Annotated in this window: 9 protein-coding genes; 2 read left to right on the top strand and 7 right to left on the bottom strand. The window is 71.6% G+C overall.

What is annotated here, in order from left to right:
• Positions 1-138: 138 nt before the first annotated feature.
• The 5 genes from araD to OG623_RS27565 form a co-directional block, all read right to left on the bottom strand.
• Complete coding sequence (gene araD / locus OG623_RS27585; protein WP_406150113.1) at positions 139-1,890, bottom strand: L-arabinonate dehydratase; 1,752 nt, start codon at positions 1,888-1,890, stop codon at positions 139-141.
• A complete protein-coding gene (locus tag OG623_RS27580; protein ID WP_406150112.1) occupies positions 1,887-2,789 on the bottom strand; it encodes a dihydrodipicolinate synthase family protein in 903 nt (300 codons plus the stop codon). The genes araD and OG623_RS27580 overlap by 4 nt, the downstream gene beginning before the upstream one ends.
• 32 nt (positions 2,790-2,821) lie before the next feature.
• On the bottom strand, positions 2,822-3,478 hold the full coding sequence (locus tag OG623_RS27575; RefSeq protein ID WP_406150111.1) for a GntR family transcriptional regulator: 657 nt from the start codon (positions 3,476-3,478) through the stop codon (positions 2,822-2,824).
• A 186-nt stretch (positions 3,479-3,664) separates the two neighbouring features.
• Positions 3,665-4,846, bottom strand: a complete 1,182-nt coding sequence (locus tag OG623_RS27570; protein ID WP_406150110.1) for a hypothetical protein — start codon at positions 4,844-4,846, stop codon at positions 3,665-3,667.
• Positions 4,843-5,802 carry a 5-dehydro-4-deoxyglucarate dehydratase gene (locus tag OG623_RS27565; protein WP_406150108.1) on the bottom strand — a complete coding sequence of 320 codons (960 nt, stop codon included), beginning with the start codon at positions 5,800-5,802 and terminating at the stop codon, positions 4,843-4,845. Before OG623_RS27565 ends, OG623_RS27570 begins: the two co-directional genes overlap by 4 nt.
• 284 nt (positions 5,803-6,086) lie before the next feature.
• On the opposite strand from OG623_RS27565, the gene OG623_RS27560 reads away from it, so the two are divergent.
• Both OG623_RS27560 and OG623_RS27555 read left to right on the top strand, forming a co-directional pair.
• Positions 6,087-6,896: an NAD-dependent epimerase/dehydratase family protein gene (locus OG623_RS27560; protein WP_406150106.1), complete on the top strand. Its 810-nt coding sequence runs from the start codon at positions 6,087-6,089 to the stop codon at positions 6,894-6,896.
• Between the two features lie 84 nt (positions 6,897-6,980).
• Positions 6,981-8,234, top strand: coding sequence for a TerD family protein (locus tag OG623_RS27555; RefSeq protein ID WP_406150105.1), 1,254 nt, complete (start codon positions 6,981-6,983; stop codon positions 8,232-8,234).
• A 108-nt stretch (positions 8,235-8,342) separates the two neighbouring features.
• Here OG623_RS27555 and OG623_RS27550 read toward each other — a convergent pair whose 3' ends face one another.
• Together OG623_RS27550 and OG623_RS27545 are read right to left on the bottom strand one after the other, a co-directional pair.
• Positions 8,343-8,573, bottom strand: coding sequence for a hypothetical protein (locus OG623_RS27550; RefSeq protein ID WP_014156926.1), 231 nt, complete (start codon positions 8,571-8,573; stop codon positions 8,343-8,345).
• Between the two features lie 220 nt (positions 8,574-8,793).
• Positions 8,794-11,109 (bottom strand): esterase-like activity of phytase family protein, encoded by a 2,316-nt coding sequence (locus tag OG623_RS27545; protein WP_406150103.1) that lies wholly within the window; start codon positions 11,107-11,109, stop codon positions 8,794-8,796.
• Between the last annotated feature and the right edge of the window lie 147 nt (positions 11,110-11,256).

Here is an 11,256-nt window from a genome sequence, read left to right as displayed (position 1 = left end):
TCTCCGATCTCTGGATGAGCTGGATGTGCCGTGCTGTCGGTGCGTGTCTCTTGGTGCGTCGATGCATGGTGCAAGCGCTTACCGCATGCCGTTCGGTATTCCGGACGGGACGGTGCGCGGAATTCTCTTCGCCCGGGTTCAGCCCGCGTAGGGGTCGGGCACTTCTCCCTGCCTGGCCAGGAACTCGAAGTCGCAGCCGGTGTCGGCCTGGGTGATCTGGTCCTGGTAGAGCGCCCCGTAGCCGCGTCCGTAGCGGGCGGGCGGCTCGGTCCACGCGGACCTGCGGAGCTCCAGCTCCTCGTCGGACACGTCGAGATGGAGCAGCCGCGCCTCGACATCCAGCGTGATCAGGTCACCGGTGCGGACCAGGGCGAGCGGCCCGCCGACGAAGGACTCGGGGGCGATGTGCAGGACGCAGGCGCCGTAACTGGTGCCGCTCATCCGGGCGTCGGAGAGCCGCACCATGTCGCGTACGCCCTGTTTCAGCAGGTAGTCGGGGATCGGCAGCATGCCGTACTCGGGCATACCGGGGCCGCCCTTGGGGCCGGCGTTGCGGAGCACCAGCACATGGTCCGGGGTGAGGGCCAGGGCCGGGTCGTTGATGGTGCGCTGCATCTCCTTGTAGTCGTCGAAGACGACCGCGGGCCCGGTGTGGCGCAGGAGATGCGGCTCGGCGGCGATGTGCTTGATGACCGCGCCGTCGGGACAGAGGTTGCCGCGCAGGACCGCCACTCCGCCCTCGTCGGCCAGCGGGTTCTCGCGCTCCCGGATGACGTCGGTGTTGTGGACGAGCGCCCCGTCGAGCTGTTCACGCAGGGTGTCGTGCGCGACGGTGGGCCGGTCCAGGTGGAGTACGTCGGTGAGCCGCGCCAGGAATCCGGGCAGCCCCCCGGCGAAGTGGAAGTCCTCCATCAGGTACTTCCCGCCGGGGCGGAGGTTGGCGAGTACGGGCACGGTGCGGGCGATGCGGTCGAAGTCGTCCAGGGTGAGCTTCACCCCGGAACGGCCCGCCATCGCGATCAGGTGGATGACGGCGTTGGTGGAGCCGCCGAGCGCCAGGACGGTGGCGACCGCGTCCTCGTACGCGTCCGCCGTGAGGATCCGCGACAGCTTCAGCTGCCGCCACACCAGCTCGACGATCCGGATCCCGGACCGCGCCGCCATCCGGTCGTGCCCGGAGTCGACGGCCGGGATGGACGAGGCGCCCGGCACGGTGACGCCCAGCGCCTCGGCCGCGGCCGTCAGGGTCGAGGCGGTGCCCATGGTCATGCAGTGGCCGGGTGAGCGGGCGAGCCCGTTCTCCAGCTCGGCCATCTCGCAGTCGCCGATCAGACCGGCCCGCTTGTCGTCCCAGTACTTCCACATGTCCGTGCCGGAGCCCAGGACCTCGTTGCGCCAGTGTCCGGGCAGCATCGGCCCCGCGGGCACGAAGACCGCCGGCAGGTCGACGGAGGCGGCGCCCATCAGCAGGGCGGGCGTGGACTTGTCGCAGCCGCCCAGCAGCACGGCGCCGTCGACGGGGTAGGAGCGCAGCAGCTCCTCCGTCTCCATCGCCAGCATGTTGCGGTAGAGCATCGGGGTGGGCTTCTGGAAGGTCTCCGAGAGGGTGGAGACCGGGAATTCGAGGGGGAAGCCGCCCGCCTGCCAGACGCCCCGCTTGACCGCCTGTGCACGGTCACGCAGGTGTACATGGCAGGGGTTGATGTCGGACCAGGTGTTGAGGATCGCGATGACCGGCTTGCCCAGGTGCTCGTCGGGGAGGTAGCCGAGCTGCCGGGTGCGGGCGCGGTGACTGAACGAGCGGAGCCCGTCCGTGCCGTACCACTGGTGGCTGCGCAGCTCCTCGGGGGCGATGCGGCCCTCTCCTCCTCCCGCGCCGGTGTCGCTCATATCGACCACCCGGCGACCAGACGGGCGACCTCGGCGCGCTGCGACTCGGGCAGGGCCCGGCTCGGCGGGCGTACGTCGCGCCGGCAGAGTCCGAGCGAGGCCAGGGCCTCCTTGACGACCGTGACGTTGTTGGCGGACTGCCGGTCGGCGCGCAGGTCCTCGAAGCGGCGGATCTGCTCCCAGACCTTCATGGCCGCGACGTAGTCGCCGGCCCGCAGCGCCTCCAGCATGGCGAGCGAGACACCGGGCGCGACGTTGACGAGTCCTGAGGTGAAACCGGTGGCGCCGGTCGCGAAGTAGGAGGGGGCGTACAGCTCGGCGAGCCCGGCGACCCACACGAACCGTTCCAGGCCCGCGTCCCGGGCGAACGCGCCGAAGCGGGCGGCGTCCGGGACGGCGTACTTCACACCGATGACGTTGGGGCAGCTGTCGGCGAGCTCGGCGAGGCGCTCGCCCGCGAGCAGCGGGTTGCGGACGTACGGCACGATCCCGAGCCCGGGGACGGCCTCGGCGATGGCCCGGTGGTAGTCGACCCAGCCGTCCTGCGAGACGTAGGGGTGGACCGGCTGGTGGACCATCACCATCTCGGCCCCGATGTCCCTGGCGTGCTCGGCGGCGGCCACGGCGGTCGGCACGTCGTGGCCGACCCCCACCACGACGGTGGCACGGCCGCCCGCCTCCTCGACGGTGAGCTCGGTGACGGTGCGCCGCTCGTCGGGGGTGAGTGCGTAGAACTCACCGGTGTTGCCGTTCGGGGTGACGATGCGGACTCCGCCGTCGAGGAGTCGCCGCAGCAGTGCGCGGTGCGCCGGGATGTCGATGCTCCCGTCCTGCGTGAACGGGGTCACCGGGATCGCCACAACGTCTGCGAGGGCCGCCTTCAGCGGGGAGAGGTCCATGCGGACTGGCCTTTCGTCGAGGTGCTGGTGTTTCACGCCGTGTCACCCCCGTCTTCGTCGTCGGGGAAGGCACGGCGCACGAACGATGCGATGTGATCGTGCAGGGCGGCCGCCGCGGCCGCCGCGTCGTCGGCGAGGGCGAGCCGCAGGATCTCGCGGTGCTCGGCGGCCTCGCGCTCCCAGGTCGGGATCGCGGACCAGGCCACGGTCGACACGAGTGCGGCCTGGTCGCGGATCTCGTCGAGCATCCTGGCCAGCAGCGGGTTCCCGCAGGGGACGTAGAGCGCTCGGTGGAAGTCCCGGTTGGCGAGCGACCTGTCCGCCTTGTCGATCGCCGAGTCGGCACGCTCCAGGGCCTCCTGGGCCTCGTCGAGCGACGCCTTGCGGGTGATGGAGCGGCGCAGCGCCTCCGGTTCGAGGAGCAGCCGTACGTCGTACACCTCGCGGGCCATCGTCGCGTCGACGAGCCGCACGGTGGCACCCTTGTACTGGCTCATGACGACGAGTCCGGTGCCCGCGAGCGTCTTCAGGGCCTCGCGTACGGGCGTCTTCGACACCCCGAACTGCGCGGCGAGTTCGGTCTCCACGAGCGCTTGCCCCGGTTTCAGCTGCGCGGTGAGGATGGCGTGCTTGATCGCCTCGAGGACGTACTGGGTCCTGGACGGAATCGGGGCAGGCGCAAAGGTCATGGGTGAAGAGCTCTCACATCTCGCGTATCGCGTCTCATATATGACGTACGAAGTACGACGCGATGAAGCTAGAGCGGTGGGAATGTTTCGTCAACGCTTCTGACAAAAGAAGTTCGCCGAACATGGCGCAGGTCCCCGGCCGTGCACCGGGGACCTGCGTTTCCAGGGGTCTTCGACGGCCCGGGGTCAGCCGTCGCGGACGACGGAGAGCGCGTCCGTGACGGCGCTCAGGTCGGGCCCCGAGGCCAGGCCCGCGTGGTAGAGGCGCAGTTCGTTCGCGCCGAGCGAGGCCGCGTGCGCGGCGTCCCGCGCCAGCGTCGCTGGGCTGCCGCCCATCCCGCTCACCACGTTGAAGTTCGCCGCCAGTACCCCGGACAGCCCCGCGAACGGCCCGAGTACGGCCTCGCGCGCCTGCGTGCCGCCGGTGCAGGGCAGCACGACGCCGTCCGCGGTGGACAGGATGTGGGCGGGGTCCGTCCCGACGTTGGCGCCGGTGCGGTAGGAGGCGGGGTCGGCGTGCAGCAGGACCTGGAAGTCCGGTGCCGCCGCGGCCCGCACGGCGGCGACGGCCGCCTCCTGGAGGCCCCTGGCGACCTGGACGCGCCACCGCAGGGTGGCGTCGGCGAGGCCGGCGCCGAGCAGCTTCTCGACGGCGGCCCAGCCCTGTTCGCCGGATCCTGATCCGGCGAAGACCGGCTCCAGGGCGCGGCGCACGGCGGTGCGCAGCTGCTCGGCGTCCAGCCCCACGGTGGCGTAGCCGGCCCGGCAGTCGGCGCAGAAGCAGAGGGACATCAGATACTGCGCCGCGTCCCCGAGCGCGACCCCGGAGGTCTTGTCATGGGCGTGCAGATGGGCGAAGCCGTACCAGCCGCAGGACTCCAGCTCGGTGCCCGCCGCCCCGGGGCGCACGGCGGCCTCGGCCGCCAGGTCCACCAGATACGCGTGGACGGCGGGCTGCGCGATGCACGGCGCCCAGGGGTAGCGGTCGCCGTAGGCGTTGACCACGGAGGTGTCCGGACGCTCCGCGCCCAGGCGCGAGTTGTGCGCGAGGACCACCCAGGAGTGCACCTGGAGCCCGGCGGCGGCGAGGGCGCCGGCCGCCTCGGCGTACGGGTCGTCCCCGCTCACCCAGGTCTGCGCGTAGGGGCGCGGCTCACGCCCCGCCCAGCGGGCGGCGTCCGCCGGGTAGAGCACCGCCGCGTGTTCGGCCGTCACGATCCGGTGGCCGGGGTGGCGCGGGGTGAGGGCACGGGTGGAGTGGTAGGCCGCCGCGAGCGTCACCTGCTGGACACCGAGGTCCGCGAGGCGGGCCGGGGCATCCGGGTCCCCCACGACGTCCCAGGGGTACAGGAATGCCGATGCCTTCATGTCGCCTCCCCCGCACGGTGCTTCTCCAGCAGCGCGCGGCCGTCGGCGACGATCGAGGTCAGCTCCTCGATGTGCGCGGCCGGGGGCTCGGTGAGCGGGGTACGCACCGGACCGACGTCCAGGCCCTCGGTCCTGACGCCCGCCTTCACGAGCGAGACCGCGTAGCCGCGCCCCTTGGCCCGCAGCTCGACGAACGGCCGGTAGAAGTGGTCGAGCAGCGCGTTGACCAGGGTGTCGTCGCCGGAGTCCAGGGCCCGGTAGAAGGCCATGGCGATGTCGGGGGCGAAGGCGAAGACGGCGGAGGAGTAGAGCGCGACCCCGATGCCCCGGTAGGCGAGCCCGGTGAGCTCGGCCGTGGGCAGTCCGTTGAAGTACAGGAACTCCTCGGCGGGCAGCCCGGTGCGTACGGCGCTGACGATGCGCTGCAGCAGGTCGAGGTCGCCGTAGCCGTCCTTGAGGCCGATGATCCCGGGGGTACTCGCCAGCGCGACGACGGTCTCCGGGGTGAAGACCGCGTTGTCCCGCTGGTAGACGATCGTCTCCAGCGATGTGGCGGCGGCGAGGGCGGCGTAGTGGGCCAGCAGCCCCTCCTGGCCGGCGACGACGAGGTAGGGCGGCATGGCGAGGAGCCCGTCCGCGCCCGCGTCCTCGGCGAGCTTCGCGTACTGGATCGCGAGCGCGGTGCCGTAGCCGGCGCCGGCGACCACGGGCACCTGTCCCGCGGCCTCGTCGACGGCCGCCCCGACGACGAGCCGGAACTCCTCCGGGGCCAGGGCGTGGAACTCACCGGTGCCGCAGCAGGCGAAGACGGCTGCCGCACCGGCGTCCACACCCTTGCGCACATGTGCGCGGAAGGCGTCGAGATCGACGGTGCCGTCCGGACCGTAGGCGGTGACGGGGAAGAAGAGCGGCCCGGCGACGTCGGTGAGTCGGGCGGCTAGGGGGGCTGAGGTCACGGGCGCTCCCTGAGTGATGCGGGTGTGCACGACACATAGGGTGTGCACAATTATGATCGGCGTCCATATTTCTGAACGATGCCACGCTAAGCCAGGCTCGCGGCGCCGGTCAAGGCACGAGCATCCGACCTCGGAGCGAACCGGTCGACCCCGAGCGACACTTGACGCGGTCCGCCGCACCTTCTTAGCTTGTCCACGCATGTGAATGCCGCCCATGACTTTGACGCATCGGGCGGCCGTGCGACACAGACGCGCCCCCCGCGCCCGCACCGAGGAGATCCCGTATGCCAGCTCCGCGCACCGTCCTTCTCACCGGCGCCGCCGGCGGCCTCGGTACCCTGATGCGGGGGCTGCTTCCCGCGTACGGCTACGACCTGCGGCTTCTCGACCTCGCCCCGATCGAGGGCGAACCGGACGCCGTCACCGCCGACCTCGGCGACAGGGCCGCGCTGCGGGAAGCGGTGCGGGGCGTGGACGCGGTCATCCACCTCGCGGGCATCTCCCTGGAGGCCTCGTTCGACAAGATCCTGCACTCCAACATCGAGGGCACGTACAACCTCTACGAGGCCGCGCGCGAGGAGGGTGTGGGGCGCATCGTGTTCGCGTCCTCCAACCACGCCGTCGGCTACACCCCGTACCCGCGCGACGGCGACCCGCTGATCCCGGTCGAGACCCCCCGCCGCCCCGACACCTTCTACGGCCTTTCGAAGTCCTTCGGCGAGGACCTGGCGCAGCTCTACTGGGAGAAGCACGGCATCGAGACCGTCTCCGTGCGGATCGGCTCCTGCTTCATGGAGCCGACGTCGGTGCGGATGCTGTCCATGTGGATGAGCCCGGGCGACGGGGCACGCCTCTTCCACGCGGCACTCACCGCCGAGGACGTGGGGCACACCGTGGTCTACGGCTCCTCCGACAACACCCGGCTGTGGTGGGACCTGACGACGGCCCGCTCCCTCGGCTACGAGCCGCAGGACGACTCCGAGCAGTACGCCGAGAAGCTCGTCGCCGAGCACGGTGAGCTGGACCCGGCCCATCCCGACCAGGCCCGCATCGGCGGCCACTTCGTCACGAACCCGCCCATCTGGCCCTACTGAGCGCCCTTTTGCCCCGTACACCCGTACGGGGCAAGCCTGCGAAGGTAAGGGAACGGCAAAGCCGGGTCGTTCGTTACTCCGTGCATGACCGCAATGACCCCCGGCTCGAACATTCCTCTCTCCGCCGCCCGTGTGGCGGTGGACGTCGCCGCCCCGGTGCGGCTCGACGTCTCGGGCCTGCTGCTCACCGCTGACGGCAAGGTGCGCTCCGACGACGACTTCATCTTCTACAACCAGCCCTCGGGCCCCGGGGTGACCTACCGCTCGGGCGGTGGCTCGGCACCCGACGCGATCGTGGTGGACACCGCGGCCGTGCCCCCGGGCATCGAGAAGATCGTGGTCACGGCGAGCCCCGACGCGGCGGGCCAGACCTTCCGGGGCATCGAGCCCACCGCCACCGTGCGCGACGCGGACGACGGCAGCGCGCTCGCCACCTTCACCCCGCCGCAGCTGGGCAGCGAGACCGCGCTCGTGGTCATCGAGATCTATCTGCGCAACGGCGCCTGGAAGGCCCGCGCGGTCGGCCAGGGCTATGCGAACGGGCTGGCGGGCATCGCCACGGACTTCGGCGTGTCGGTGGAGGAGCCCGCCGCCGCGCCGCCGGCCCCCGCGGCCGCACCGGTCGCGCCGCCCGCCGCGCCGCCCGTCGCTCCCCCGCCGCCGACCGCGGCGCCGCTCGACCCGCGGATCGCTCCCCCGCCCCCGGTGGCTCCCGCCGCCCCCGCGGCGCCTCCCGCGCCGCCGGCCCCCGCCGGCTCCGGCAAGGTCAACCTGGACAAGGGCCGCATCAGCCTCCAGAAGAACCAGACCGTGTCCCTGGTCAAGGGCGGCAGGCCGCTGCTCTCGCAGGTCAAGATGGGGCTCGGCTGGGAGCCCGCGTTCCGCGGCAAGGACATCGACCTCGACGCCTCGGTGGTCGCCTTCGGCGCCAACCGCGATCACCTGGACAGCTGCTACTTCGGCAAGCTCTCCATCCTGAACGGCGCGATCAAGCACTCCGGCGACAACCTCACGGGCGAGGGCGCGGGTGACGACGAGGTGATCGTCGTGGATCTCGGCCGAATCCCCGCCGAGGCCACCGGCCTGGTCTTCACGGTCAACTCCTTCACCGGGCAGAAGTTCACCGAGGTCGCCAAGGCCTACTGCAGGCTGGTCGACGCGACCACCGACGAGGAGCTGGTCCGCTTCGACCTGACCGGCGCCGAGCCGCAGACAGGCGTGATGATGGCCAAGCTGATCAGGCAGTTCTCCGGCGAGTGGGAGATGACCGCGATGGGCGAGTTCGTGAAGTCGCGGACCGTCCGCGGCATGGTCAAGCCCGCCGCGAAGGCCCTGTAGCACCACCGGCCCCAGGAACGGCTTCCGGGGCACCCGCGGGTTCATCCCCTCAGGTGCCCCGGATCCGGAGACTCTCCGGTGGGACGCGGTGCGTGCTCGTTCGCTCCCTCAGAGCTTGGTCAGCTTGGAGTACGGGCTCAGGATCCTCCCCTGTCGCCCCGAGAAGTCGATGAGCACTGCGTCGTTGTCGCCCTCGACAGCGAGGACTCGGCCGAGTCCGAACTGGTCGTGCGACACCCTGTCGCCCACATCGAAGCATTCGACCGGTGGGGCCGCCTGGGCCGGGCGGTTGAAGGGACTGGAAGGCAGGTGACGCCGGGAACCGGCTGACTGTTTCATTACGGTCGAGTATGCGCCCTGTAAGCCCCCGACGCCATGCCCGACCGCTTCCGGGCGGGCAGTAGTGCCGCATTCGTAATCAGCGGTTCCGGGCCATGGGCTGTGCTCCCGCCCGCTTCCGGCAAGGGCGGCGGGCGGGAGCACAGCCCCGGAAAGCCCCCCGAAGGTGTGGCGCTTCTCGCTCCCCCCGGGGCGAGGCGGCGCGTCCTCGCGAGGGCGGTCAGTGGCGGCCGAAGACCTTGCGGGCGGTTCCCAGGTCGAGGAAGACCGTCTCCCCGGTGGAGTCCTCCAGACCGTCGTTGTCGGTGACGGCGTAGACATGGCCGTCACCGGCCACCGTGAGGCCTTCCAGCTTCTCCTGGGTCCAGCCCTTCGTGGCCCGCAGGTCGGGCAGCACGTCGTGGGCGAGGGTCTTGGGCAGCACGGTGAGCTTGCCGCCGGGGGCGGCGTGCCCGGGCAGGTCGACGGTGTAGATCCGCTTGATCTTCGCGGCCGGGCCGTTCAGCTTGTCGCGTTCGATGACGGCGAGCCTGTCACCGACCACGGTGATCTCGGACAGCCCGATCCAGTCGCCGTCCGTGCCGGTGGTGCCGAGCCGGTAGCCGTACCAGCTCCAGGTGCCGGCCCTGACATCGTAGCGGCCGAGGCGGACCACGCCGTCCGGGTCGCCCGCGGCCTCGCGCTGGAGGGTCGCCCAGACGATCTCGCGGCCGTCGCGCCCCGTGGTGGCCGTGACGCCTTCGAAGCCCTGCGCGCCGAGGCCGTCGGCGATGTCGGAGGGGAGCGGCACGATCTGCCGGGTGATGCCGTGGCGGTCCAGGCGCACCAGCTGGTTGCCGGCGCCCGTCGCGCCCTCGACCGCCAGCCAGAAGCCGCCCTGCGGGCGGGCGTGGATGCCCTCGGCGTCGTACCCCAGGGGCTTGCCCGAGGCGTCCTTGACGGCCAGCTCACGCCGGATGACGGCGGGCCGGGCGCTCGTGTCGATCGTGAGGATGCGGGTGGTGGCGTACGCGGCGTCGGTGACGGTGTACACCTCGTCGTCGCGTCCCGGCACGGCCGACAGCGCGCCGAGCGCGCCCCAGCCGATGGGGGTGCCCGTGGAGCCGGAGGCGGAGACGAGCGAGGGGGTGGACGGCTTGCCCCTGCCGAGCCGGAACAGGCTCACCGAGGCCCGTACCCCGGCGTCGGCGTCGTCCTCCTCGCTGGAGACCGCGAGCAGTCCGCGCGAGGGGATCGGCAGCAGGCCCTCGGGGCCGTTGGTGGTCGGCAGCACCTGGCGGAAGACCGGCCGGGTGGGCCTGCTGATGTCGTAGACGGCGACGAAGTTGCTGCGCTCGGAGCCGACGAAGGCGTAGCGGACACCGTCGTAGGTGGCGACCGCCAGGCCTTCGGGCTCGGTGCCCTTCTTCTCGGAGCGGCTGTCGTCGAGCAGGCCGTGGCTCGCCGCCAGGTGCTCGAAGCTGTTGCCGGCGTCCCAGACCACCTTGCCCGTGCGGCTGTCGAAGACGCTCCAGCCGCGGGTGCCGCCCTTCCAGTCGCCCTCGTTGGCGGTGGCCAGATAGCGGTCGTCGATCCAGCCGAGTGCGTCCGGTTCGCGTGGCACGTCGGTGATCGAACCGGTCTGGTCGATGACGCCGTCCTCGACGGTGTCGATGCCGTCGACCGAGGCCGTGCCGGCGCTGAACGCCTTGGTGACGCGCCCCGACGCGAGGTCGATCAGGACGACGCCGTTGTTCTCCTGGAGGGTCACGGCGAGCAGGCCACGGCTGTTGACGGAGACGTACTCCGGCTCCGGGTCGGTGGGCTCGGCGATGCCGGCGGCCACCAGCGCGGGCAGCGCGGAGCCGTCCGCGCCGGTCAGCGGGACCGCGCGGGTGGTCCAGCGGGCGGGTGAGGAGGACTTCAGGTCGACGATCCGGACGAACCCGGCGGGGGCCTGCGGGAGGTCGCCCTCCTCGCCGCCGGGCGGGGTGGCCTCCTCGTCCCGCTCGTTCTCGATGGCGATGGCGGCGTGCCGCTTGTCCTTGCTGATCGCGATCGAGTCGGGCTGGCCGCCCAGATCGTGGCTGGCCACCCGCTTCCGGGTGAGCAGCGAGATGACGTCGAGGCGTCCGGAGGGCTCGGTGTAGCTCGCGCTGGTGTTCACGACGACCAGCACGTACTGGCCGACGACCGACACCGAGGTCGGCTCGTCCTCGGCGTCGCCCAGTTCGGCCAGGGAGAGCGTGCCGAGCCCCTCGGGCCGGTCGGGGTCGCTGATGTCGAGGAAACCGATCCGCTTGGCGGCCGCGTCGGTGTGGACGAGGGTACGGCCGTCCTCGCTGGTCGCGGAGATCTCGGCGACCGTCTGCGTCGCGGCGTCCTCGCCGGCCGGACGGTTCTGGAAGACCGGGTAGACGGCGGTACGTTCGAAGGCCGCCGGGCTCCGCCCGTGGTCGCCGTGCGACGGACCCGCAGTCGCCACACCCGCGCCGGCAAGGGTGCCCGCGGTCACGGCCAGAACCGCGAGTGCGGCACACGTTCTCTTCGGGAGCATCGTTCCTCCGGTTCGGTTCACTGAGAACCGGATGCTCGCAGCCGTGAGCCATGGCCAACGGTCCGCCGGGTGAACGGACGGCGAAATATAGGAGCTTCAACGGCGACCGGGGCGGGCCGCGGCGGGCCGCACGCCGCGACCCCGCCC

The organism is Streptomyces sp. NBC_01012, from assembly GCF_045162755.1.
Lineage (GTDB): Bacteria > Actinomycetota > Actinomycetes > Streptomycetales > Streptomycetaceae > Streptomyces.
The sequence above is the reverse complement of the archived record's forward strand: the minus strand, read 5'-3'. Positions and strand labels throughout refer to the sequence as shown.